Origin of the sequence: Bremerella cremea (assembly GCF_039541315.1) — a bacterium.
Classification (GTDB): domain Bacteria; phylum Planctomycetota; class Planctomycetia; order Pirellulales; family Pirellulaceae; genus Bremerella; species Bremerella cremea.
Genome location: NZ_BAABFZ010000003.1, coordinates 424,539 through 448,561, shown reverse-complemented (window position 1 = coordinate 448,561; position 24,023 = coordinate 424,539). Strand labels below are relative to the sequence as shown.

The following is a 24,023-nucleotide window of genomic DNA, read 5'->3' as shown; positions in this document are numbered from 1 at the left end:
TCGAAGAACTGTCAGTTCGTCTTCGTCCCGCACACTTTCTTAGCGTCGCGTGCTTGATTTCGAGACGGTTAATCTTTGACCACCCAGGCGAGATCCTTCTAAGTCGCCTTCAGCTATACGCTTTCGCGCATCGCCCTCCCCTCACCCGGCATGGCGGCATAGATGTTGCGAATGGCTTGCTTGCAACCACGGGATGGTCTTTGCGTGTTAGGAAGCGCGGCGGCCTGATGTCTGTACATGAACACCCATCAGGAAAGGTTGAAAACTGAGCTATGATGCGACTCAGTCTGACGGCGTGGATCTTAATAGGCCTTGGCCTGGGGATCTTCACCGGAATATTCATCGGCGAGCGAGCCGAGGTCTTAAATCCAATAGGGACTGGCTTCATCCGACTTCTGCAGATGGCGGTCCTCCCCTATTTCATCGTGAGCCTGCCACTTGGCTTCGGTCGGCTCAGTTTCGAGGAAGCGAAGCTGCTGGGAGTTCGCCTGGCTGGCTTCTCGTTTCTGCTGTGGATGTTGGGAATTGTGTTGGTGTTGCTGTTGCCACTGACGTTTCCCATGATTCAGTCAGCCAATTTCTTCAGTGCGAATCTGGTCACACCGAACCAACCGGTCGACTTCGTCGAGCTTTACATCCCTGCCAATCCGTTTCGTAGCCTCTCGGATGCGGTCATCCCGGGCGTAGTCGTGTTTGGGATTGCCTTGGGTGTCGCCTTGATCGGCGTTCCGCAGAAGAAGCAACTGCTGACGATCCTCGACAGCCTGGCGGATGCCTTGGGACGGATCACCGGCTTTGTCGTTCGATTGACGCCGATTGGTGTCTTCGCGTTGGCAGCGAGTGCCGCCGGGACGATGACGCTGGAAGACCTGAGTCGGCTTCAGGTTTACTTGATCGCTTACTCGGTAGGAGCGGCCCTGCTGACCTTTTGGTTGGTGCCCATGCTGGTTGCTTCGCTCACGCCGTTTCGTTATCGCGATGTTCTACGTGCCACGCGTGATCCGCTGGTCACCGGCTTCACCACCGGCAACCTGCTGGTGGTGTTGGCGATGCTGGCCGAGAACTGCAAACAACTGTTTCAGGAACAAGAAGAACTGAGCCGTGGTCGTGCGGAGTCGGTTGTCGATGTCTGCCTACCCATTGCGTTCACTTTTCCAAACTTGGGCGTGGTGCTGTTGCTGCTGTTCATTCCGTTCGCTGGTTGGTTTACTGGCAATCCGGTCGAACTGGCTGACTACCCGAAGCTGTGCCTGCTGGGCTTCTTCAGCTTCTTTGGAAGTGTCGAGATTGGTCTCCCGTTTGTGCTGCAACAATTACGAATCCCGACCGATATGTTTCAGTTGCATGTCGTGACGCTCGTTTACATTGGCCGTTTGGCGACGATGTTGGCGGTGATGCACTTGGCAGGCGTGTCGTTGCTGACTGCCGCCGGCAATGCGGGTTGGCTGCGATTCCGGCCGAAACGATTGACCATGTTCGCTGGCGTGACGGTGGTCGTTCTGATCGCCTGCGTGGGGGCGACGCGAAGCATTCTGCAAACGACCGTCGATCAGGCGTACTCGAAAGATCAGGTCATCGCCAGCATGCAGTCGATCCAGACGGAACTGAACGGCAAGGTCAGCCGCGACATCCCGGAACCGCTCGAGATTCCGGCCGATACGTCCGTGCTGCAGTCGATCCGCGAGCGAGGTGTCTTGCATGTCGGCTACGATCCTGGCGGCATGCCTTTTAGTTTTTTTAATCGTGAAGACCAGCTCGTCGGCTTCGATGTTGAAATGACCCAGGCCCTGGCCGACGAGCTGGGAGTATCGGTCGAATATCATCCGTACGACAAAGGGCAGATGGCCGAAGGTCTCAACGGCGAGCGTCGCTACGATATGTTGATCGGCGGGTTGTTTGCCACCACGCGGCGGGTCGAGAAGATGCTGTTCTCGGAAGCGTATCTCGATCTCAATCTATCGTTCATTGTGCCGGACCATCGGAAGCATCAGTTCTCGAGGTTCACCAACTTGCGAAGCATCGATCGGCTGCGAATCGCGGTTCTCGAGCGGCCTTATTTCGGGGCCTGGATTCAGAATACCGCGCCCGAGGCAGAGGTGGTGTTGATCGATTCGCCGCAAGAGTTCTTTGACAAGCCAGATAACTACGACGCGCTGGTAATGAGTGCTGAGGCAGGCAGTGCCTGGACGCTGCTTTATCCTAGCTATAGCGTCGTGGTGCCGGACGATGCTCACCTGAAAGTAAGTGTCGGCTACCCGATGCCGCTGGAAGCGAAGCGGCTGCAAGACGTGGTGAGTCGATGGATCGAGCTGAAGAAGAACGACGGGACGATCGACTCGTTATATACGCACTGGATCGAAGGGCAATCGACGAAGAATCGTAGGGCTCGCTGGAATGTGATGACCGACTTGCTGGGCTGGGGAAAACCAGAGAGCACGCCTGCGACGGTGGCGAAGGAAGGTGCCGACGAGGCCGGCGAACCTCCCTCTTAGCATCCCATTTGGATCGGTAGCCGCCATGAAAAAAGGCTGGCCCTGAGTTTCAGGGCCAGCCTTTTGATTTGTTGGCGGCAACGTCGCGAGATCGCGGCGGACGACTACGAGAACCAGGTTCGTTCAACGAAGGTCGTGTCGATCTTACCTTCCGCGAAGGCCGAGTGGTTCAGCACCTTCTTGTGGAAGTTGGCCGTCGTGATGACGCCATCGGTTCGCAGTTCGTCCAATGCACGCAGCATGCAGCGGATGGCATCGGTGCGGGTCGCACGATGAACCAACAGCTTGCCGATCATCGAGTCGTAATGCGGGGGCACCGTATAGCCGGTGTACGCATGCGAATCGAAGCGAACACCAGGACCGCCCGGGACGATCAACTGGGTGATCTTACCGGGGCATGGCATGAAGTTCTTATCAGCGTCTTCAGCATTGATGCGGCATTCGATCGCGGCACCCTGCAACTTGATGTCTTCCTGCTTCCAAGGGAGCTCTTCGCCGGAAGCGACGCGGATCTGAGCCTGGATCAGGTCGATTCCGGTCACCATTTCGGTAACGCAATGTTCGACCTGGATACGGGCGTTCACTTCGATGAAGTAGAAGTTCTCGTCCTTGTCGACGATGAACTCGACCGTACCGGCGTTCTGGTAGTCGGCTGCCTTGATCATTCGCACGGCGGCCGCGCAGATTGCCTGGCGGGTTTCTTCCGAGAGATTCGGAGCCGGGCTTTCTTCGATCAGCTTCTGGTGACGTCGCTGCGTGCTGCATTCACGCTCGAACAAGTGAACCGCGTTGCCGTAATGGTCGGCGATCACTTGGACTTCGACGTGACGAGGATGCTCGACGTACTTTTCGATGTAAACGCCAGCATTGCCGAACGCGGCAGCCGCTTCGGTCTGGGCCTGATTCAAAGCGTTCTTCAACACAAGGTCGTTGGCGGCGACACGCATGCCGCGACCACCACCACCAGCGGTTGCTTTGATCAGAACCGGGAAGCCGATTTCGTGCGCGATCCGCAGTGCTTCGTCTTCGTTTTCGATCAGGCCGTCCGAGCCAGGAACAACCGGCACGTTGGCTTCGCGAGCCATGCTGCGGGCGGTGTTCTTATCGCCCAGCTTGGCCATCGCTTCGGGCGTTGGCCCAATGAAGTCGATATTGCAACTGCGGCAGATGTCGTTGAACTCGGCGTTTTCGGCGAGGAAGCCGTAGCCTGGGTGAATCGCTTCGACATTACCAATCTCGGCCGCGCTGATGACGCGATCGATTTTGAGATAACTTTGAGCACTCTTGGCAGGGCCAACGCAATAAGCTTCGTCGGCCAGCTTCAAGTATTCGGCGTCGCGGTCGGCTTCGCTGTAGATGCAGACCGTTTCGATACCCAGTTCTTTGCAAGCGCGGATGATGCGAAGAGCGATCTCGCCGCGATTGGCGATCAGAATTCGGTTGTACATGAGGTCATGTTCCTCGCCCCAAGGGTGCGAGGCCGGATGGGTAGAGAATTAACCTTTAGGATCGACCAGGAACATCGGCTGGCCGTATTCGACCGGGTCTTCGTTCTTGACCAGGACCTTCACGATCTTGCCAGTGACTTCCGCTTTCAGTTCGTTGAAGGTCTTCATCGCTTCGACGATACAAACGGTGGTGTCTTCCGAGACGTGATCGCCTACGCGAACGTAAGGATCGGCGTCTGCCTTCGGCTTGGCATAGAACGTGCCAACCATGGGGCTTTTGATCGGGACCAGGTTGGCGTCGGCGGCAGCGGCTGGAGCGGCATCGCCACCGGCTGCCGGAGCGGCAACAGGGGCCGCCATTGGTGCGGCTTGCATCGGAGCTGCCATCGGTGCCGGTGCGGCATAGATGGGGGCTTGGCCGCCCCGCTTCAGCGAGATCTTCTGATCCCCTTCGCGAAGATCGAGTTCGCTCAGGTCATGCTGCTTCATCATTTCGACGAGCGCGCGAACCGTCTCGACGTTGAAAACATTACTAGGCGTCGATTTGGAATCGGACATTCAGTTCTCTCCCACGGGGTCATCCGCTAGGGGAATATGGTCGAATTGTTTTTTGGGCAAAGCTTTACAGCGTAAGGGATAAAGGTAGGTTTCGTCCAGATGGGTAAGGCGGCCTGCCGCTGGACGCTGCGGGATGTTGGAATAGGCCCCAATCCAGGCTGAATTTTGCCAAAAATCGCCCCTTTTCGGCCCCATTTTTTTCCGCGATCTAAATGCTGACATGGGCTTCGTCAAACGACTTCGGGACGCTGGTTAGCACTTCGTGCCCGTCGTTGGTGACCAGGATGTCATCTTCGATCCGCACGCCGCCGAAGCCGGGGAAGTAGATCCCTGGTTCGACGGTCACAATCATGCCCGGTTCCAGCGGGCGATCGACGCTGCCGGCCAGGCGGGGTGCTTCGTGGATATCGAGGCCGATGCCATGCCCCAGCCCGTGTCGGAACTGCTTCCCCCACCCTGCTTCGGCAATGATGCTGCGGGCCGCGTGATCGACCGCCGATATCGCGACGCCTGGCTTGATCGCCTTGATCGCGGCGAGTTGGGCTTGGAGGCAGACCTCGTACATCTTGCGCATCTTGGCCGGGACTTTGCCGTAAAACAGGACCCGTGTCAGATCGCTTTTGTACATTTGATAGTCCGCCCCCCAGTCGATCAATACGAAGGCACCTTCTTCGATCCGTTTCATGGTGGGGGCCACATGCGGTAACGCGGATCGTTCGCCGACGCCAACAATCGGAGGAAAGCTGGTGCCTCGGCCGCCGTTGCGTTGGATTTCGTAGGTAAGCTGGGCTTCGAGCTCTTTTTCGACTTTGTCGCCGCGCAGACCGGCCCGGATCACGGCGAATGCCTTTTCCGCCAACGAGACCGCTTCGCGAATCTGAGCGATCTCAGTTTTGTCTTTGATCTCGCGCAGTTCCTCGACCAGGCCGTCGAGCGGTTTCACTTCGATCGTCGCAAGCTTCTTGCGAACTTGCTGATAAAGCTGCACCGACATTGAACCGCTTTCGATGCCCAATCGCCCGATCTTGGTTCGCGCGACCGCTTTGCCAACCCGCGATAAGATCGAGGTGCCTGGTTCGCGGATGTCCATTTCCAGGTTGGGACATTCCGTCTCGATCTGAACGGTGAACCGTGGATCGCTGAATAAGATCACTTCCTTGGCGGTGACCAGCAGATAGCTGTCGTCGCCCGTGAATCCGCTCAGGTAAGTCACGTTCTTAAAGTTGGTGACCAGTAGCGCGTCGGCCCCGCATTGCTTTAGTTTCCGACGCAGCTTCGAGATGCGAGGGTTCGAGCGAGGTCGCGAAGTGGTCATGGCGTCTGCTTCAAAAGAACGTGTGCGAAGTGAATGACATCGAAGCGTTCAATTCTCGGCAATTCGCATGCAGACGCAACCAGCCGCGAGCGCTGTGATACCGCGGCTGGCGAGAGTACATCGATTGACTTACTTGGTTTTCAAGGCGAAGTCGATCGGATTGGTACCGCCGGTGACGGTCGCTTTCAACTCGGTTTCTTCGAGCGAAGTGTAGTTTTTGCCGAGCTTCAGGCCGCGATCGACCTCGGAGCCAGACTCGCGGAAGACGCCGACCGTCACGCGGTATTCGCCGGCCGGAATCATCTTTTTGCCGCGACCATACATCAGTTCGTACTGACCGCCGTTACTGGTGAAACCGATGGCGGTTGCCGTTCCTACTTTTTTGGGAACGAACTCGACCTGAAGGCCATCAATCGGTTTGCCATCGACCGTGATCGTGCCGGTGACGATACCGCTCTGACCACCGCTGCAACCAACGAAAGCCGCAGCCAACAGTAAGAAGAGCGAAGCATGACAAATCGAAAAACGATGGGAGAAGCGCATAGAACCACCGATGGAAGTGAAGAACTGGCGGGAATCCAACAAGAATAGAAACGGTGCCGAGGCATCGGATGGGCGATGCCTCCACCGTTTGAATACGTAGGTCTCTTCGCTTATGGCAGCGAGAAGACAACCCCGTCTGCACGACGTGCCATCGGGATGATCACGCCATTGCGGTCGGTCGTTTCTGGAAGGAAGCGAACCGAGCCGTCACACATCAGAATGTTCAGCCCGCCAGGATGCAGGCTCGACATCTGCTTGCCCATGTTTTCCGGGCCACCGGCTGCGGCGTAGTCGAAGTTGACCTGAAAGCCAGCGCGGAAACCGGTTCGGGCAACGTGTTCCTGGCCGATGCTGTTGTTGCCTCCCACCCCAGCCCAGACGGCTGCACCGTAGTTCTTGCCAGCAACGGTCGAGTTACCACCGTCACGTTCAGCAATCATGATCGTGTTGCTGGTTCCATCGACAATGTCCCGCAGGCCGTTGAAGCTGTTGCCATAGAACACGCCGTCCCCTTCATCCGCTTTTACCAAAGGCAGCGTGCCTTCGTTGCAGACGTAGTTTGACGTGGCGATGTCGAAGTGACGGGTCGAACCGAACTTGATCTTGTCGTTTAAGTCACCCGTGATATCGCTTGGGCAGCGATAACCATCGATCTTGGTCTGCAGCAACTGCTTGTCGGTCGCGGTCGCGCTGCTGGTGTAACGGCTGTACAGCGGGGTGCTGCCGGGATCGAGGATGTCGTACAGCGAGTTTTGTTCGATGAATGGCAGCAGGTTCGTGGCCCAGCCATAGTTGGCGCGACCATCACCACCACGATAAAGCCAGCCGGGAGGCAAGCTGTTGAAGGTGTCGTGATAGTTGTGCAGAGCGAGACCGATCTGCTTTTCGTTATTGGTGCACTGCATACGACGGGCTGCTTCACGAGCCTGTTGTACGGCGGGCAGCAGAAGTGCAATCAGAACGCCAATGATCGCAATGACCACCAGCAGTTCCACCAGCGTGAAACCTCGAGTGTTTTTCATCCAAAAATCGCCTTGCGAGTAGAAAGAAAATAAGAAAAAGGAAGATTTCTTTCGGTGACGTGAATTCTATCGGCAGTTTGTGGGAATGACTACCCTTGTTGCATGGAAAAGGGGGAAGATCCATGCAAAGTGCGCAGTCCCGCAACACTCAGCAAGAATGAGCCGTGTTGCGTAGTTGTTTGGTGGGGGTTTTAGCTGCCGAACATGAACGCTTCAACAGCATCCAAATCGCCGAGATTGGCGAGCAGAAGATCGGGATTGGCAGCTTCTAACTGGGCGATAGAAAAGACGCCGGTCGCGACCGCCACGGCCTGCGCTCCGATCGCCCTGGCACACTTCACATCGTTAGGGGTATCGCCAATGACAAAGACATCGCTCGGAGCGAATGGCGAACCATGGTATTCCTCGGCGGCAGCGAGCGCGGCCCGAGCCACGTCGTCGCGATCAGGATGGTGATCGCCAAACCCGCCGAAGGCAAAGTATTCGTGGATTCCGTAGTGAGTTAGTTTGAGTGCCGCACCACGTTCCACATTCCCTGTCAGCAGACCAAGCAGCACGTCGTCGCGCTGCGAAAGTCGAGCCAGCAGGGCCGTGACCCCTTCGAGAACCATTCCTTCACGGCTCGGCAAGTTGGTCGCCAATCCGTTGAGGTAACGCTCGATGAATGCTCGCCACGCTTCTTCGGTCATTGCTTTGCCGTGTAGCTGAAACAACTCGGCGAAGATGCCTCGATCGGTCTTTCCACTGACTGTCAGGACGTTTTCCATCTGCGTCAGTTCGGCCACATGTAGAAACGCGTCGATCAGCGCATCTTTGCCTGCCATCCCGGTTGTGACCAAGGTTCCATCGATGTCGAACAGGCAGACTTTCATGACGCCGCTTTGCCGGGATAGAGGGAGAAAACTAGATCGATTCTTTGAGTTCGACGTTCAGATCGACTTCGCGTTGCTTCTCGGTATAGAGACCGCGAACCACTTTCACCCTCAACACGTCACCGACTTGGTGCTTGAACAGCTCTTTGACGATGTCGCCGTGCGTTTGAATCGGCGACTCGTCGATTTGCACGATCAAGTCACCCAGCACAATCTGGTTTTGCTGAGCGATGATGGTGGGCTGAATGCCCGCCGCTTCGGCCGGACTGCCCGGGATCACTTCCGCCACGAGAGCCCCTTTAATGTTCAACCGGGCATTGATCGTCGGGGGAGCGATTTGCACGCCCAGGTAGGGACGTTTGATTTCGCCATGGCGAATGAGTTCCGTCACGACGGAATTCACCGTGTCGACTGGAATGGCAAAGCCGATGCCGGCGTAGGCACCGCTGGGGCTGTAGATTGCCGAGTTCACACCGATCAAGCGCCCGCCACTATCGAGCAGTGGACCACCGCTGTTGCCGGGATTGATCGCGGCGTCGGTCTGGATCAGGTCGTCGATTTGCCGGCCATCTTCCCCTTCGATCGATCGTCCGAGGCCGCTGATCACGCCGGTGGTCAGGGTATGGTCGAAACCGAAGGGATTGCCAATCGCGAAAACCTTTTGTCCAACTTGCAGATCGGCCGATTGGCCGACTTCGATTGGCTGAAAGGCTCCTCCCTGGAAATCGGTGACTTCCAGCACGGCCAAATCATGTTCCGGCGAGGTCCCGACGATCGATGCCACGTAAGTCGAAGCGTCGGCAAATGTGACCCGGGCAAGCCCGGAGCCATTAGCGATCGACTTCACCACGTGATAGTTGGTGATGATGTGCCCTTCGTGATCCCAGACGAAACCACTCCCCTGCCCGGTTGCCATTTCCGAGATCTTGGCACTGCCATACCGGCGAACCTGCTGCGAGGTGGTAATAAAGACGACCGAATCGGCTGACTTCTGGAACAAGTCAATTGTTGACTTTTCGTCTTCCGCGAGGTCGCCCCGTGGGGTGACGGTTCGGGGCTGGGCATCCGGATTCAGCGAAGGTGGGGTGACCTTGGTCGTCCAATAGCTGATCACCCAGGCACCAAAGATCGCCACGACCAGGCAGTACAAAAACAGCCGCAAGAACGCGATCGGATGAGGCTGATTGCGATGCGAATCGGGGGCCTCATGGGGGCCTCTTGAAGATGTTGGCTCCATCGAAGCACGCCGAAGAGAGAGGTGGAGGAATCGGTGGAAATCAATTCCGCGCGAAAAAAAGGCTCGCAATCATGCGAGCCACCAAAAAGCTGGGGAACTAGGATTTGAACCTAGACTAACAGAGTCAGAATCTGTCGTGCTACCGTTACACTATTCCCCAATAATTTTGCAGCGATTAAAGGTATGGCCTAAGTCGCTTGCCGTCAAGGGATTCAGTCATCGAACTATAGTAGACGTTTGCTGAAATTGGTAGACTACCCCCTGCACTCGAATCGATGTTTTCTACCTTTTCGGCCGTAAAGACCGTTTTCTTCGACGTTTTCCGGGATGGTGATCCAACTCGGTTGGATTCAGCGTCTTCGGCGGGAGATCAGCGCAAGGCATGTCCAGCTACTTGGTGGCACTGAATGGCCCAGATTCTGGCAAGAAAATTTTCCTCGTCGGAGAGGAATTCACGCTCGGTCGTCATCCCGACTGCGACATCGTCGTCGAGGTCGGCGCGGTCAGTCGTTATCACGCCAAAATCATCAAGGGGAACGACGGCTATCAGGTAGAAGACCTGGGAAGCCGTAACGGAACCTACGTCAACGACGAGCAGCTTTCCAAGCCTCATCGCTTGACCCACGGCGATACGATACGCGTTTGCGATGTCTCGTTCGAGTACAAGCAAGAAGGCTACAAGCCGACCCCCAAAGACACGGTCGGCATCCGCGCCGATGGGCCTGGTGCCTTCGGGGCCGTGATGATCGACGATGACGGGGCGACCTCGACCATCATGTCGAAATTCGAGGTCAGTTCGCAAACTGGGGCCATTCACCTGACCGCCAGTCCGGAAGCGAAACTGAACGCGTTACTTGAAATCACGCGTGGTCTGACCGGAACGCTCTCGCTGGACGAGGTCTTGCCGAAGGTGCTGGATGGCTTGTTCCGGATCTTTCTGCAGGCTGACCGAGGTTTCATCATCCTGCGAGATGAATCTGGCAATATGGTCCCTCGCTGGACGAAGGCTCGACGGGAAGCGGATGAAGAAGAAATTCGGATCAGCCGAACGATCGTCAAGCATGTGATGCAGACCCGCGAGGCGATCTTGTCGGCCGATGCTGCGGCAGATTCCCGTTTCGAGATGAGCCAGAGTATTACCGACTTCAAGATTCGCTCGATCATGTGTGCCCCGCTGGTGAATGCCGACGACGAAGTGCTCGGTGTCATTCAGATCGATACGCTCGATCAGCGAAAGCGATTTCAGAAAGAAGACCTGGAAGTTGCCGTTAGTGTTGGCATGCAGGCAGCCGCCGCAATTGAACGTGCCCAATTACACGACGCGGCGATTCGTCAGATTGCTTTCCAGCGAGATCTGCACGCCGCCAATCAGGTTCAGATCGGCTTCCTGCCGTCGGAAGAGCCTAAGCTCGACCGGTACCAGTTCTATCACTATTACCTGGCGGCCAACTCGGTTGGTGGGGATTACTACGACTACATTCCGCTGCCAGATGGTGGAACGGCGATCCTGGTGGGCGACGTCGTCGGGCATGGTATCGCGGCTTCGCTGATGATGGCCAAGCTTTCCGCGGAGGCTCGCTACTGCCTCGCTTCGATGGCCGATCCGCAGAAAGCCGCCTATCACCTGAACAACAACTTCACGGCGGCAACGCCGGCCGACAAGTTCGTGACGTTGGCCATTGCGATCCTGCATCCTGAGAAGAACCTGGTCACGCTGATCAATGCCGGACACAATCCACCGATCCTCCGCAAGCCAGACGGCAAATGCACCATGCTGGCCGAAGAAGAGATCGGCTTGCCGCTGGGGATCATGGAAGACATGGAATACGACATCGCCCAGTTTACGCTGGAGCCGGGCGACATGCTGTTCATCTATACCGACGGGATCAACGAAGCGATGAACTCGCAGGGAGATCAGTTCGGTATGGAACGGATGCTCGGCTGTATCTCAGAAAATTGCGATGACGTCGAGATCTGCAGTCGCGCGATCATCGATGGCTGCCGCGAGTTCATGGCCGGCAGTCCGCAGTACGACGACATGTGCATGGTCGCCATTCAGCGGCACGACTAGATGCGTGCCGCTTCTTGAAAGATTCGCTACCCGCTAATTTACTTCTTGGCGGGTGTCGGCAGCGTTTCCGCTTCTGGCGTCGAGCTGACGACGGGACCACCCAGATACTCGATCCAGATGTTGCGGAACACGACCGGGTTGCCATGGTCTTGCAGCTTGATCGTCTGCGGTTCTGGGCCCTCTGGTTTGCCGGCACCAGTCTTGTTGGGAATCAAGTAGTTGTCCTGAACCAGGATTCCGTTGTGCTGCACGGTGATGCGGGCCGGAATGATCTTGTTTCCTTCGCTATCGAAGCGAGCCGCCGTGAAGTAGACGTCGTACGTCTGCCACGACAGCGGTGGGAAGCACATGTTGATGTCTGGGCTCTTGGTGCGATAGAGCGAACCACATTCGTTGAACTCGCCTGGCAGGCCGAATGAGTCAAGGATCTGCACTTCGTAACGTCCTTGAATGTACAGCCCGCTATTGGCTCGGCCCTGGCCGGTGGCAAACGGCATGTAAGGCAACCGGAATTCCAGGTGCATACGGAAGTCCTGGACCGGGTTCTTCGTTTCGGTGCCGATCTGCAGTTCGCCCTTGTCGTTGATCTTGGCGTTGACGAACTGCTCGACCGAGTTGCCATCGAACAAGACGACGGCGCTGGAACTTGGCTTGAGGCCCAGCAATTCGCTGCGACGCTGAACCTTGGTCAGCACGCCGAGCGTGTCGCCGGCCGAGTTCACGATGGTTGCCTTCTGGTTGGTCACGACAACCTGGTAATCTCCCTGGGTTAGAATCAACACATCCCCTGCCCTTTTGCCGGTCAGGTCGATCTTCTGATCGTTGTACCAGCCATTGCCTGGCAGACCGCCACGAAGTTGGCGTCCAACGAAGTTGCCATCGCCTCGGGCAATGATCTGCAGACCGGCCGACTCCGAGATGCCACCGGGTAGATGAATCTTGCCGTAGTATTCGCCCTGGAAAGCGAAGTCTCCGTCGACCTTGCTCAGTTCGGTAATCGCCATTTTGCGAGGATCTGGTTTCGGAGCCGGCTTTGGCAGTGGATTAACTTCCGGTTTGGGCTCTGGTTTCTTTTCTTCTGGCTTTTTGTCCGCAGGCTTATCCGGAGCAGCTTCCGATTTCATCTCGGCTTTGGGTTCCGGCGTCTTCGCAGGCGTCGGTTCACCCTCGGGCTTCCCTTCATCTTTCTTGTCGGCGTCCTTCTTCGGCTCGGCCTTGACCTCCGGTTTCATTTCCTTTTTAGGTTCGTCCTTTTTAGGTTCGTCCTTTTTAGGTTCGTCCTTTTTAGGTTCGTCCTTTTTAGGTTCGTCCTTTTTGGAGTCGTCCTTTTTGGAGTCGTCCTTTTTGGAGTCGTCCTTTTTGGAGTCGTCGGACTTGGGGGCATCCTTCTTCGACTCTTTGTCTTGCTTCGGGTTGTTCTTCGGCTTGTCTTGTTCCTTGGATGGCTTCTTCTTGTGGTCGCCATCTTTCTTATCGTGGTCGTGCTTGTCGCGATGTTCTTTCTTTTTGTCGTGCTCTTTCGACGACGACTTCTCGTCTTTCTTTTCTTCTTGCTTGGCTTCCGTAGGTTGATCTTTGGGGGAATCGTCGGCTGCCGAGACGTAATGAGCGCCGGGGCCGATAAGCAGAGAGGTCGTCACAAGGAAGGCGAACAAAGCACGAGAAAGCATCATGATGGTTAAACTCCGGCGGTGGGCTGCTTGGGGTCTCGGGACAAGAGGCGAGACGCATCGAGGAAGGGCTCAGCCGCTAGGCTCTTATCGATTGGTTAAATAGGTAAGCAGCTTTAGTTTGAACAGTTAGGCAAAAGGAATCAAGTTAGGGAAGAGTTATTCTGGCAGGTCATGGGCGCACAAAAAAAGCACCCAAGGTTTCCCTCGGGTGCCTGAGCGTGCTCGTGGATGGCTGTCCGAAGACAGATCCTGGCAAGTCGCTTATTCAGCCGGCTTTTCTTCGGCAGCTGGTTCTTCAGCTGGCTTTTCTTCCGGCTTGGCTTCGTCGGCTGGCTTTTCGTCGCCAGGCATGGTGACTTCCGGAGCGTCAGGAGTTTCGACCGGTGGTTCGGCTGGCTTGCCACATCCAACGGTTACAACGGTCGCACCGAACAGCAGCATTACAGTGGCAGTCCACTTCAAAAACGACATGGAACGAATCTCCTCGGATCGTAATTCAAAAAGTTGATAGGCAGGTAACTGTCTTCCCCGATTGTAGGGGCAGAAAAGGCGCCGCAACACACGTGCACTTAACCTTTTCTAAATATTTTCGGGGAAGTAAGTGCGGATCAGATCGGTCATTTTGTTCACAGCGGATTTAGGCCTTCCCCGTGGGTCGAGTAGCCCGGCATGTGGGAAGCGATGTGGCTGCGAATCGGAAACTTGACTCCAGAAGACCCCCTGAACTTGCGGATGGGTCAGCAAGGCCGGCAAAACATGGCTGACGATTTCGCGTTGGGTTCGGCGGCTGATACGTTCCAAAGGCTCTTCCTGGCGATTGGGATCGTAGATCGCGTTCGGATCGGGGCGCCAGGAACTTGGCGCCGAAATCGTGACGAACAGCGGCACACCCAAAAGGCTCCAGTAGTCGAGAATGTCGACCACGTCGAAGAACCCGCGATAGTAAGTCGCCGGCGAGAGCTCGCCAAAGTTGAATTCCAGGCCGATCCCGGTAATACCAACACGGGCCCGGACGAGTTCTTCCGCGAAATGAATCGGGGCCAGTTCGCGATCGCGCGTCGTCATGTATTCGCCCCAAGGTCTGGCGAAACTGACCAGCAGCGGCGCTCGAAGCCCGCTTGAACGCATCGACTGAACGATGTGCAGCATCAATTGAAGACGCTGCTCTTCTTTCATCGGTAGTGCGGTGTGATCGTTCAGGCCTGCCGCGCAGTACCACAGGTCGACACGATTCCGATAGTGCTGCACCAGGGCGGCCGTGTACTTTTCAACTGCGCTGAGCACTTCTTCAAAATCGTTTTCCCACAGATACAGCCAATCCGGTGTCGAGAACTTATCGAGCGTGAACATCGGTCCCAGGACCGTGGCGTGTCCTTTCTCGCGGATCTTATCCAGGGTGAGGTCGACATCTTTCCAGTCGTAGTGGCCGATTTCTGATTCGCACTTTTTCCAGTTCGGTTCGATCACAATCGTGTTCAGAGCTTTGGTAAATAGCGGCTGAACTTCGGCCGAGAGTGGTTCGTTGAGCGTAATTCCGCGTAAGAATGCCCGTTCTTTCGGCTGCTTGGAAATCGCGTGATGCGATGCCATCGCATAGACATGCTCAAGCTGCGAAAGTCCCTGCAAAGATTGCTGCAGACTGCGGAGTGCTCGAGGATTGGCTTCGTCGGGTGTCTCTTTGCCAATGGCGGCCTGAGCGAAATTTTCGGTGGCATCTTTCAGCAACTGCTTGGTGATATCGAGCAGATCGAGATGCGCATCAAGGCAGGCGTTCGTCAGATTGCGGAAGCGGAAGAGAGTCCCACGGGCGAGCTCGAGCAGCAGGTTGTACGGTGTTTTGTTCTCGACCCGTAACGCACACGTTGAAAGCATGCGGGCGTTCCGCTGGGCATCGCGAAACGGAACTTTGACTTTCACGCCATCCGTTTCCAGCACTTCCAGCACCATCCGGTCTTCCGACCGTTTCACCCCGGTGAAACGTACCAGGCGATCGCAGCCGACGACATGGATGATCCGACAGTCATCGTCCGAGATAGTCAGTTCAGCGGGAATATGAAAGGTGAGTTTGGGCAAAACCGGGGCTCGCTTGAAACTTGGGGCGGTTCTGTGGAGGCCAATCGATGTAGCTGTCCCCGCGCAATCGCACGCATGCTCAATTCTAATCGTCGAGCATAGCCGGATGAACCACGAAAATCTGGTTCTCGTGGTGTATGTGGGCTATAGCAACTCTGCCGATGAGCCGAATTGCCGGGCCTGTTGTCCTGTTGCCGGCTATGGCAAAATGCCGAGGTAGGTTTGCACTCTACCGGCAAACGGTAGAGATCGCACCCGTAGCTAAGCCTTCCTTTCTTCTAAGATCTGCGAAAATATGGGTCTAAACTATCCCCTCCGACAGGGCAAAGTCCGCGACGTGTATGATTTGGGCAACCAGGTTCTGCTGGTAGCCTCGGACCGGATTAGTGCATTCGACTACATTTTGCCATCGCTTATTCCGGATAAGGGACGCGTTCTGACGCAGATGAGCCGCTTTTGGTTCGAGTCACTCGGCATCCCAAATCACCTGGTTTCGACCGATGTGAACCAGATGAATCTCGAAGGTGACGTCGACTTGGCGGAACTCGATGGCCGTTCGACCCTGGCCCGTAAGACGGAAGTGGTTCCGATCGAATGTGTCGTACGCGGATACCTCGTTGGTTCAGGTTGGAAGGAATATCAAAAAACGCAGACCGTTTGTGGCATTCAGTTGCCGGCCGGTCTCAATCAGGCTTCGAAGCTGCCCGAACCGATCTTCACTCCGGCGACCAAGGCGGAGTCGGGACATGACGAGAATATCTCATTCGAGCAGATGTCTGCGATCGTCGGGGCCGACATGGCGAATTTGCTTCGCGAGAAGAGCCTGGCCGTTTACAACGCCGGAGCGGAGCGAGCGATCGAGCAAGGGATCATCATCGCCGACACCAAGTTTGAATGGGGCGTCGTCGATGGCGAAGTGATCCTGATCGACGAAGTCATGACGCCGGACAGTTCACGCTTCTGGCCGCAGGACGAATACGCGGAAGGGATCAGCCCGCCATCCTTCGACAAGCAGTTCGTCCGTGATTGGCTCGAACAAAGTGGCTGGGATAAGAACAGCGAGCCACCGATGCTGCCAGAAGAGATCGTCACGAAGACGCGTGCCAAGTACATCGAAGCGTACGAGCGGATCACGCAGCAGAAGTTTGCCTGGTAAACCGCGACGCGATTAGCTCTCGGCCGAATCCTTTTCGGGCGAGTCCTTTTCTTCCATCGGAGCCGGAGCAGTCTCGTCAGATGATTCTGCTTCGGCTTTCTTTTCCTCCGCTTTGCCGTCCGGCTTAGCTTCCGCTTCTGGCTTGTCGCCTTCCGGTTCTGCCATCGGCTTGGCATCCGCCTTGTCGTCTTCCTTGGCAGGCTCTTCCTGCTTTTCGATCAGGGGAAGACGTTCGGCTCGCAATGTGTTGCCGCGGCGATAAGGGGAAAGCACGTCGTCGTCATCGGTGTAGATGTCGTAGGCGTTCTGTGCCATGGCTGGATCATCTTCTTCGATCGCCAGGGCTTCGCAGGCTCGGCCGATTCCGTAATAGGCTGCCGACTTGAGCCGCGTATTGGGGAACTCTTTCAGCGTGCCATCCTGGAAGAAGAAGATCGCCGATTCGTTCTGCCCTGCCCCGAGCGAGATCACACCCAGGTTGAAGCTTGCCAGTTCACGCCACATGACCATCGACTTGTGAATCCGGTCGAGGTAGACCTGCTGAGACTTCGGATCGGATGGAAGGTCCATGCCGGAAGCCTTCAAGATTTCCAATTGCTCCGACGGGGTCGAAATGCGGAACTTGCGTTCCAGGATGCGAGCTTCGAGGAATAATCGACGTGCCCCTGGCTGCTGCGATTCGCCTTCGAAGCGGCACATCAACTGAAGCATTCGAGCCATCGAGAATGGTGTTGGCGTGTCGTAGAGCCAACGTTCGACGCTGAACAGTTGCGCAAGGTCTGGATCGGAAAGTCGCTTGCTCATCGCTTCTTCCGCCAAAAACGGGACCATCCACAACTGGACGTCGGTCACGCCTTGGAAGTCGGCCAGGCGATCTTTGAGCGACGATGGGCTGACGTAAAGCTTCATCGTCGAGTCGCCAGACAACACGCCTTCCAGCAGGTAAGCGGCTTGCGTGAGCGAAGTGGAAGGAGCATCGATCAGCAGCGTGACGTCTTTCAAATCGTCCGCCGAGACCGGGTATTTGTAGTTCTTGGTCGCCATCGCCTGAAGGTCTTCAGGATGCTCGACGATGCGCGAGAGGGTGTTGATGCCGGTGCCATCGGCTGTGGAAATTGGCAGGCCATAGGCGGTATCGAACAGATAAAGTTCCTTGCCGATCGCGACGCCGACGACCTGGGTGACGGCGTCTTTGTCTTTGCCAAACTTCACGACCACCGCGTCCAGCCCTTGCTGTCGGCAAAGCTGAATGAAGACGCGGGCACGCTCCAACGCGTCCCCTTCATTCAATTGCAAAGCTTCCCAGACGTCGCGGCTGGTGCCGGGGGCGAACTTGCCTTCTTCGTACTTGGTCGGTTTGATCGGCTGAATGTGGCGAACGGTCCAGTCGAACAGCAAGTACGCCAGGCCAAGGTCAGCGACCTGGCTTTCATCGAGCGTTTTGTTTTCCTGAGCGTCGAGAAACTTCTGCATCGATTCTGGCGGAAGCTTCGTTTCGCGGATCCAATTCGAGATGGTCTTGGCCCAATAGGTCCCGACGAAGAAATCAAATTCGCTGCCACGCATTGTGAAATTTGGATAGCCGTTGGGCTGCTCCAGGAAGTCACGCGTTTCGAGATTTTGCAGACGTGGCAATCCCTGCACTTCCGAAGGTAGATCGGCGATCATCGGATCAGGCTGCCAGGTCTTGTCGAACTTCTGAACATTGAGCCAGCGATTCAACTGCTCGAGCACTTCCGACTTCACGCGGACCGGTTCGTAGCGATCCAGCCCGTCCAGGTAATTGACCGCCTGATCGACAAACTGTTTCGAGCTGCCGGCGTCGGTATTCGCGCCGGTTTGGGTTTTGTCGATGTTCGCCGGGCGGATGACCCGTTTGTTTTCGCAGCCGAGCAGCGAGAGCATCAGAAGCGAAACGATCGTCAGGCGAAGAGTGCAGCTCATGTTGTTTCGTTTAACCTTGGGCCGCCGCGCGAACGGCCAAAACACGTTGGACAAGCGTTTCCAACTCGGACAACGGAACCATGTTGGGACCGTCGCTGGGGGATTTATCAGGATCAGGATGCGTTTCCAGGAACAATCCATCGATTCCGACGGCAGCTGCCGCCATCGCCAGTGGAGGAACCATCGCTCGATTGCCACCGGTCTGACTGCCAAGTCCGCCCGGCTCCTGCACGCTGTGGGTCGCATCGTACACGACGGGCACGCCCAGGGATCGCATTTCAATCAAGGCACGCATGTCGTTCACCAGCCGACCATAACCGAAGAACGTGCCACGCTCGGTCAGAAAAGTTTGCTTGGCGCCTGCTTCTTTCAGCTTCTCGACCACATGCTTCATGTCCCAAGGCGCCATGAACTGGCCCTTCTTCACGTTCACCGCTTTGCCGGTTTCGGCAGCTGCGACCAGCAGATCGGTCTGCCGGGCAAGAAACGCTGGGATCTGCAGGATATCGCAGACCTGGCCAACGGCCGCGGCCTGGTGCGATTCGTGAAGGTCGGTGGTGACCGGAACGCCAAATTCCGAACGGACGGCATCGAGGAGTTTCAGGCCATCTTCCAGCCCTAGTCCTCTGTACGAATGAATGCTTGTTCGGTTCGCCTTGTCGAAGGAGGCTTTGAACACCAACTGAACCGGATGGCGACTGGCAATGTTGCAAAGCTGCTCCGCAATATGAAAGGCCAACTCCCGCGTTTCCAATACGCATGGGCCGGCAATGAGCAGCAGGTGCCCATCCTGATTCAGAGAGAACTCGGTAATTGGCGATGGGCTCACGATCGATCTCGTTCTAAATGGGAAGCGTTCATCCTATTTTCCCGCTAGAGATTCTCCCAGGGTCTGTCGGGTTAATTCTTCTTGAAGACAGATCCGCGGAACGCTCTTCCCTTATTTTGCCAGGACTTACGGAAAATTCCCACCATACGTCCGCCCCCGTCCGGGCGGGATTCGTATTAACGGGCTTTCCGCTTCGGCACGACCAGTGGAAGGTAGTTGGGCAGCACGGCCAGGCGAACGTCGGTGAAGCCGGCTGGATCGCCGTCGGTTTGCAGCGGGATTGGAGCATCGAGACTGGTGATCTCGGCCGAGCGTGCCTGGAAGATCTGCACGTCGCTTCGCTCGCTAATCGATCCAGAAAGAAGAGAAGTGATATAGGCCCCGGTCGACCAGAAGCCTTTGCGGGTGAAAACACAGATATCGAGTAGCCCATCATCAGGCGTCGCCTTCGGGGCGACCTCGAACCCGAGGGCATAGCGAGGCACGTTGAAGGCAAACGCCCAATAGCCTTCGGTCTGGGTCCGTGTTCCGTCGGCAAGTTCGATATCGAGCTGGATCCGGGGATATTCGTACTGAGCCAGCATCTGGAAGGTCGGTCGGACGTAATGGAACTTTGTTAGGTGGCCGTTGCGGCGGGCGTGGACATGGTGGACGATTTCCGCCTCGAAACCGACCGAGGCCATCAGCATGAAGGTCCGATCACCACACTTTCCGGCGTCGATCTGACGCACGAACCGCTTCGAGAGCATCTTCGAGAAAGCGGTAAAATCGGTCGGAATCTGGAGATACTTGGCCAGAACGTTCTCCGTACCGGCTGGATAGATGGCGATGGGGACTTCGCCGCTGGTCACTCCAGCGATCATGGCGGCCGTACCGTCCCCCCCCACCGATACGATCACATCGGGCCGAACCTGGGCCGGATCGTTCCACATGCCCTTCAGCTGGTCGGGCGAATTGATCTCGACCGGCAGCATCCCGAGTTCTTCCAACAATGCACGCAGTCGCATGTGGCTTTGTGATTTATCAAAGCTTCCAGCGATGCGGTTGATGAAGAGCCACGCCGTTTCTGTCGCAGTGGCTTGTCGGGTTTCGGTGAACGTCACGTCTGCGTCACTCTCTTTAGGCACGGTATTTCCATGAAATCCTAGAGACATCCTATCGGGCCGGGCCGTGAAAGCGAAGTGCGGCTTGCAACCTGTTTCATATTGAGATGCTTTTCAGGCATTTGGGGCTGATGTTATGCCATTGTCTCAAAATGGGCGCAATTTGTGACGCCGTAAATCACTTCCGTAAAAAGCCTTACGGGAATGGGTCTCGATATCAGACGATATGGCAGGAAAAAATGAGTCCAAACGGGGCCCGATCAGGGGGGTGTATTATTTCTTTGTGGCATCGTGCGTCACGTTAGGCGAAATCCTACAAGCGAATTTGGATGCGTTCTTTCGGGCCAATCTTGTAAGTCGCTGTTTTCATGCGACTTGTGGCAAAAGTTAAAAAATAGTTGGTGTTTGGATCACTGTTTGCATCTAGTGTGGGCATCGGCTCCTCGGAGGAGTCGGTAAGCTGGCCCGTGGGGCCGCTGTCGAACTCAAGCTGGATGGTTTGCCTTGCCCCTGACGATTCAGCTTCTCCAACGCGGGTTGGTACGACAGCGGTCCCTCGATTTTTTCTTGAGCGACCAAAATCTTTTAGGTCGCGCCGGTTCTCTTTAGATAAGCCCGATTCTCATTCAAAAAGCAGAGTCGCAAGTGGCTGCGGTGCAAACTTTGTTGACGGTTGTCCCCTTCCGCAAAACCTAGACCACTTTCTAAAATGCTGGGCTATGGTAAGTTGACGCCATCCAAGAGCTTCTGTATCTTGGAGCGTTTTGATTCGCAGACTGCGAGCAAGCCAGCGTAGCTTCAATTGGCAGAGCACAGCATTCGTAATGCTGGGGTTACGAGTTCGACTCTCGTCGCTGGCTCTTCTTGTTTCCCGATTGCGATGAGGTAATCGACCTGTTTCGGGGTGTTTTCCCAAGTAAAAACATCCGGCGGGTTGTCCGCACTCGTGTGACCCGGATTACCCAAATTATCTCCCCCGAGCTCTCGCACTTGGGCGTCGACAGAAAACGTTTGGAGCCCCGTTGATGATTCAAGGAATCGATTTCGATCTGAAGAGCGTTGTTCTTACGAATTCCTCTTTCGGACCCGAGGAAATTCGTCAGATCCTGCGAACCGTAGGACGCGACTACAACGCCTATTCGACGCTTCGCGACAGTGTCTCCGAACTGGAAGGCCAGTCGGAAGAACGCTCGCCGGCGACGAACGTTCGTTTGGGCGTCTGCCAATTCATTATGGGTAACTACAACGGAGCCGTTCAGACCCTGTCGGCTGCCGATGGTGGTGCTCTGGCTCACTTCTATCTGGGCCGCAGTTACTTCTGCATGCAGAACTACGACAAGGCTATCGAAGCCTTCCAGTCGGCTCAAACTGCTGGTTACAACAAAGATGATTGTCAGCTTGGCATCATCGAAGCCCTGCGTAGCCGTGGCGAGGCCGAAAAGGCTTTGCAGATGCTGGACAACATGTTCGGCCCTATCGAATCAACCGCCAACTACTTGTATCAGCGTGGTGCCACGATCGCTTCGATGGGTGGCAACCCAGACGAAGTGGTTGCCTTGTACGAACGTGCCGTGGAAGCCGATCCAGGCCACGCCGGTGCTTTGTTCGGTCTGGCTCTGGAAAACGATCGTCGTGGCAACGACGTTCAGGCTCTGCAGCTCTACCAGAACGCTGCCGCCGTCTTCCCAACCCACGTTGGTGCTTTGCTGAACCTCGGCATCCTGCACGAAGACCGTGGCGAATACGATCGTGCGACTCATTGCTACCAGCGAGTGCTCGATTCCTACCCGACCGAAAAGCGGGCTCGTATGTTCATGAAGGATGCTCAGGCATCCGGCGACATGTACTACGACGAAGAAGAACAAAAGAAACGCGACCGCATGTCGCAGGTTCTCAGCATTCCGGTTACTGACTTCGAATTGTCGGTTCGTAGCCGCAACTGCTTGCAGAAGATGGGCATCATGACCCTCGGCGATCTGTGCCGCTGCAGCGAACAGGAACTGCTGGCCAGTAAGAACTTCGGCGAGACCTCGCTGATCGAAATTCGCGACATGCTTCGCTCGAAGGGTCTGGAACTTGGGCAGATGTCCAACGAAAAGGCAGCCGCGCCAGAAGTTTCGTACGACACCTCGGGGCTGTCGCCTGACGAACAAGCTTTGCTCGATCGTCCAATCGCCGAGCTCAGCCTGTCGGTTCGTGCCCGCAAGTGCATGGTCCGCTTGGGTATCTCGACCATCGGCGAATTGGTTCGCCGCACTGGTGACGAACTGCTGGAGTGCAAGAACTTCGGTGTGACCAGCTTGAACGAAGTTCGTGAGAAGCTGACCTCGTACAACCTGAAGCTTCGCGGCGACTAGTTCTTAGTTCGCGAAGCCATTTGGCAGACCACACAAACCCATACGGCAAGCCGTGTGGGTTTTTTTCATGGAGCGACGAGACACTTTGGAAGCTTCCACGCCTGACAAGCCGGCCGAGAAGGACTGGTTTCAGTACCAGCTCAAGCATCAAGATGGCACCTCGAAGGCACGCCGTGGGCAATTCGTCACGCCACATGGCGTCGTGCAGACGCCTGCCTTCATGCCGGTTGGAACGCAGGGGACCGTCAAGGGGCTCGAGATCGGGATGGTGCGGCAGACTGGCGCGCAGATGATCCTCGGCAACACCTATCATCTCTCGCTCAGGCCTGGCGACGATGTCGTGGCCGATCTGGGCGGGCTGCATAAGTTCATGGGATGGGATGGCCCGATCCTGACCGACAGCGGCGGCTTCCAGATTTTCAGTCTTGCCCAAATGCGGAAGATCACCGAGCAAGAGGCGGTCTTTCGTTCGCATATCGATGGCCGGAAGATCCATCTTTCGCCTGAGCGAAGTATCGAGATCCAAGAGAACCTCGGTAGCGACATCGCGATGGTGCTCGATCACGTGGTGGCGTTGCCAAACGAGCCGAAGGTGATTCGCGAGGCGATGGATCGCTCGATCCGCTGGGCCAAGCGTTGTCAGGATGCGGCCACACGAAAAGATCAGGCCCAGTTCGCCATCGTGCAAGGCGGTCTCGACGAGAAGCTCCGCGTCGAATGTGCCGAGCGTCTAGGTGAGTTGAACTTCCCTGGCTACGCAATCGGTGGCTTGAGTGTCGGCGAGCCACCGCCCGAGATGTACCGGATTCTCGACGCGACCTGCCCTGCCCTGCCGGCCGAGAAGCCTCGCTATTTGATGGGAGTCGGGCGGCCAGAGGATCTGCTGGAAGGCATTCGTCGCGGGGTCGATCTGTTCGACTGCGTGATGCCGACTCGCAATGGACGCAACGCGTTGGCCTTCACCGACGAAGGAACCGTGCGGCTGCGGAACGCCAAGTATCAGCGAGATTCGACCCCGCTCGATCCGAAGAGCGTGCCCCAGGTAGCGGGGCTCAGTCGGGCCTATCTGCGGCATCTGTTCATGGCCAAAGAGATGCTCGGACCGATCCTGCTGACCCTGCACAATGTCGCTTACTACCAGCGTTTAATGCGTGAAGCCCAGGCTGCGATCGAAGAAGATCGCTTCGAGTCCTTCTATCAGGCCAAAATGGAAGGCTGGGGATCGGCCAGCTAGGTCGTTCTTCAAATCTTCGCAAAGAATCTGAATCCTTTACCCAGTCGGCGGACTCTAACTGGGTATCACGGTTGTCTGATGCTGCGCGCCTTGCAC

Annotated in this window: 18 protein-coding genes and 2 tRNA genes; 6 read left to right on the top strand and 14 right to left on the bottom strand. The window is 56.3% G+C overall.

Features of this window, described 5'->3' with window-relative positions:
• Nucleotides 1–272 precede the first annotated feature (272 nt).
• The gene (locus ABD890_RS03995) at nt 273–2,492 is read left to right on the top strand and encodes a cation:dicarboxylate symporter family transporter (RefSeq protein WP_345086113.1); all 2,220 of its coding nucleotides are present in this window, start codon (nt 273–275) and stop codon (nt 2,490–2,492) included.
• Between the two features lie 104 nt (nt 2,493–2,596).
• Here ABD890_RS03995 and accC read toward each other — a convergent pair whose 3' ends face one another.
• From accC to ABD890_RS03955, 8 genes are all read right to left on the bottom strand, one after another.
• Nucleotides 2,597–3,940 carry an acetyl-CoA carboxylase biotin carboxylase subunit gene (gene accC, locus ABD890_RS03990; protein WP_345086111.1) on the bottom strand — a complete coding sequence of 448 codons (1,344 nt, stop codon included), beginning with the start codon at nt 3,938–3,940 and terminating at the stop codon, nt 2,597–2,599.
• Nucleotides 3,941–3,988: 48 nt separating this feature from the next.
• A complete protein-coding gene (gene accB, locus ABD890_RS03985) occupies nt 3,989–4,498 on the bottom strand; it encodes an acetyl-CoA carboxylase biotin carboxyl carrier protein (protein ID WP_345086109.1) in 510 nt (169 codons plus the stop codon).
• Between the two features lie 208 nt (nt 4,499–4,706).
• Nucleotides 4,707–5,813 carry a M24 family metallopeptidase gene (locus ABD890_RS03980; protein ID WP_345086107.1) on the bottom strand — a complete coding sequence of 369 codons (1,107 nt, stop codon included), beginning with the start codon at nt 5,811–5,813 and terminating at the stop codon, nt 4,707–4,709.
• Between the two features lie 129 nt (nt 5,814–5,942).
• Complete coding sequence (locus tag ABD890_RS03975; protein WP_345086105.1) at nt 5,943–6,356, bottom strand: hypothetical protein; 414 nt, start codon at nt 6,354–6,356, stop codon at nt 5,943–5,945.
• A gap of 110 nt (nt 6,357–6,466) precedes the next feature.
• A complete protein-coding gene (locus ABD890_RS03970) occupies nt 6,467–7,378 on the bottom strand; it encodes a DUF1559 family PulG-like putative transporter (RefSeq protein ID WP_345086103.1) in 912 nt (303 codons plus the stop codon).
• A gap of 191 nt (nt 7,379–7,569) precedes the next feature.
• Complete coding sequence (locus tag ABD890_RS03965) at nt 7,570–8,250, bottom strand: HAD family hydrolase (RefSeq protein WP_345086101.1); 681 nt, start codon at nt 8,248–8,250, stop codon at nt 7,570–7,572.
• A 31-nt stretch (nt 8,251–8,281) separates the two neighbouring features.
• Complete coding sequence (locus ABD890_RS03960) at nt 8,282–9,412, bottom strand: S1C family serine protease (RefSeq protein ID WP_345086099.1); 1,131 nt, start codon at nt 9,410–9,412, stop codon at nt 8,282–8,284.
• 164 nt (nt 9,413–9,576) lie between these two features.
• A tRNA-Gln gene (locus ABD890_RS03955) sits at nt 9,577–9,647 on the bottom strand.
• Nucleotides 9,648–9,869: 222 nt separating this feature from the next.
• Between ABD890_RS03955 and ABD890_RS03950 the strand changes: the two genes are divergently transcribed.
• A complete protein-coding gene (locus ABD890_RS03950; RefSeq protein ID WP_345086097.1) occupies nt 9,870–11,558 on the top strand; it encodes a SpoIIE family protein phosphatase in 1,689 nt (562 codons plus the stop codon).
• 38 nt (nt 11,559–11,596) lie between these two features.
• Here the strand turns inward: ABD890_RS03950 and ABD890_RS03945 are convergent, their stop codons facing one another.
• The 3 genes from ABD890_RS03945 to ABD890_RS03935 all read right to left on the bottom strand — a co-directional run bounded on the left by ABD890_RS03945 (nt 11,597) and on the right by ABD890_RS03935 (nt 15,304).
• Nucleotides 11,597–13,231 (bottom strand): 3-keto-disaccharide hydrolase, encoded by a 1,635-nt coding sequence (locus ABD890_RS03945; RefSeq protein ID WP_345086095.1) that lies wholly within the window; start codon nt 13,229–13,231, stop codon nt 11,597–11,599.
• A gap of 261 nt (nt 13,232–13,492) precedes the next feature.
• Nucleotides 13,493–13,702: a hypothetical protein gene (locus tag ABD890_RS03940; protein WP_345086093.1), complete on the bottom strand. Its 210-nt coding sequence runs from the start codon at nt 13,700–13,702 to the stop codon at nt 13,493–13,495.
• A gap of 108 nt (nt 13,703–13,810) precedes the next feature.
• Nucleotides 13,811–15,304, bottom strand: a complete 1,494-nt coding sequence (locus tag ABD890_RS03935; protein ID WP_345086091.1) for a hypothetical protein — start codon at nt 15,302–15,304, stop codon at nt 13,811–13,813.
• A gap of 295 nt (nt 15,305–15,599) precedes the next feature.
• On the opposite strand from ABD890_RS03935, the gene ABD890_RS03930 reads away from it, so the two are divergent.
• Nucleotides 15,600–16,460: a phosphoribosylaminoimidazolesuccinocarboxamide synthase gene (locus ABD890_RS03930; RefSeq protein WP_345086089.1), complete on the top strand. Its 861-nt coding sequence runs from the start codon at nt 15,600–15,602 to the stop codon at nt 16,458–16,460.
• 12 nt (nt 16,461–16,472) lie between these two features.
• Here ABD890_RS03930 and ABD890_RS03925 read toward each other — a convergent pair whose 3' ends face one another.
• The 3 genes from ABD890_RS03925 to ABD890_RS03915 all read right to left on the bottom strand — a co-directional run bounded on the left by ABD890_RS03925 (nt 16,473) and on the right by ABD890_RS03915 (nt 20,360).
• Nucleotides 16,473–18,404, bottom strand: a complete 1,932-nt coding sequence (locus ABD890_RS03925) for a hypothetical protein (protein WP_345086087.1) — start codon at nt 18,402–18,404, stop codon at nt 16,473–16,475.
• Nucleotides 18,405–18,414: 10 nt separating this feature from the next.
• On the bottom strand, nt 18,415–19,233 hold the full coding sequence (gene kdsA / locus ABD890_RS03920) for a 3-deoxy-8-phosphooctulonate synthase (RefSeq protein ID WP_345086085.1): 819 nt from the start codon (nt 19,231–19,233) through the stop codon (nt 18,415–18,417).
• Nucleotides 19,234–19,409: 176 nt separating this feature from the next.
• Nucleotides 19,410–20,360: a diacylglycerol/lipid kinase family protein gene (locus tag ABD890_RS03915; protein ID WP_345086083.1), complete on the bottom strand. Its 951-nt coding sequence runs from the start codon at nt 20,358–20,360 to the stop codon at nt 19,410–19,412.
• A gap of 762 nt (nt 20,361–21,122) precedes the next feature.
• Here ABD890_RS03915 and ABD890_RS03910 point away from each other — a divergent pair.
• The 3 genes from ABD890_RS03910 to tgt all read left to right on the top strand — a co-directional run bounded on the left by ABD890_RS03910 (nt 21,123) and on the right by tgt (nt 23,927).
• A tRNA-Thr gene (locus ABD890_RS03910) sits at nt 21,123–21,196 on the top strand.
• A 165-nt stretch (nt 21,197–21,361) separates the two neighbouring features.
• On the top strand, nt 21,362–22,693 hold the full coding sequence (locus tag ABD890_RS03905) for a DNA-directed RNA polymerase subunit alpha C-terminal domain-containing protein (RefSeq protein WP_345086081.1): 1,332 nt from the start codon (nt 21,362–21,364) through the stop codon (nt 22,691–22,693).
• A gap of 67 nt (nt 22,694–22,760) precedes the next feature.
• Complete coding sequence (tgt, locus tag ABD890_RS03900; protein WP_345086079.1) at nt 22,761–23,927, top strand: tRNA guanosine(34) transglycosylase Tgt; 1,167 nt, start codon at nt 22,761–22,763, stop codon at nt 23,925–23,927.
• Nucleotides 23,928–24,023: the final 96 nt, after the last annotated feature.

Coding starts and splice junctions, on each gene's coding strand:
- ABD890_RS03950 (WP_345086097.1), top strand. CDS start 9,870: ATGTCCAGCTACTTGGTGGCACTGAATGGCCCAGATTCTGGCAAGAAA.
- ABD890_RS03945 (WP_345086095.1), bottom strand. CDS start 13,231: ATGATGCTTTCTCGTGCTTTGTTCGCCTTCCTTGTGACGACCTCTCTG.
- accC (WP_345086111.1), bottom strand. CDS start 3,940: ATGTACAACCGAATTCTGATCGCCAATCGCGGCGAGATCGCTCTTCGC.
- ABD890_RS03970 (WP_345086103.1), bottom strand. CDS start 7,378: ATGAAAAACACTCGAGGTTTCACGCTGGTGGAACTGCTGGTGGTCATT.
- accB (WP_345086109.1), bottom strand. CDS start 4,498: ATGTCCGATTCCAAATCGACGCCTAGTAATGTTTTCAACGTCGAGACG.
- ABD890_RS03930 (WP_345086089.1), top strand. CDS start 15,600: ATGGGTCTAAACTATCCCCTCCGACAGGGCAAAGTCCGCGACGTGTAT.
- ABD890_RS03980 (WP_345086107.1), bottom strand. CDS start 5,813: ATGACCACTTCGCGACCTCGCTCGAACCCTCGCATCTCGAAGCTGCGT.
- tgt (WP_345086079.1), top strand. CDS start 22,761: ATGGAGCGACGAGACACTTTGGAAGCTTCCACGCCTGACAAGCCGGCC.
- ABD890_RS03965 (WP_345086101.1), bottom strand. CDS start 8,250: ATGAAAGTCTGCCTGTTCGACATCGATGGAACCTTGGTCACAACCGGG.
- ABD890_RS03975 (WP_345086105.1), bottom strand. CDS start 6,356: ATGCGCTTCTCCCATCGTTTTTCGATTTGTCATGCTTCGCTCTTCTTA.
- ABD890_RS03925 (WP_345086087.1), bottom strand. CDS start 18,404: ATGAGCTGCACTCTTCGCCTGACGATCGTTTCGCTTCTGATGCTCTCG.
- ABD890_RS03905 (WP_345086081.1), top strand. CDS start 21,362: ATGATTCAAGGAATCGATTTCGATCTGAAGAGCGTTGTTCTTACGAAT.
- ABD890_RS03995 (WP_345086113.1), top strand. CDS start 273: ATGATGCGACTCAGTCTGACGGCGTGGATCTTAATAGGCCTTGGCCTG.
- ABD890_RS03940 (WP_345086093.1), bottom strand. CDS start 13,702: ATGTCGTTTTTGAAGTGGACTGCCACTGTAATGCTGCTGTTCGGTGCG.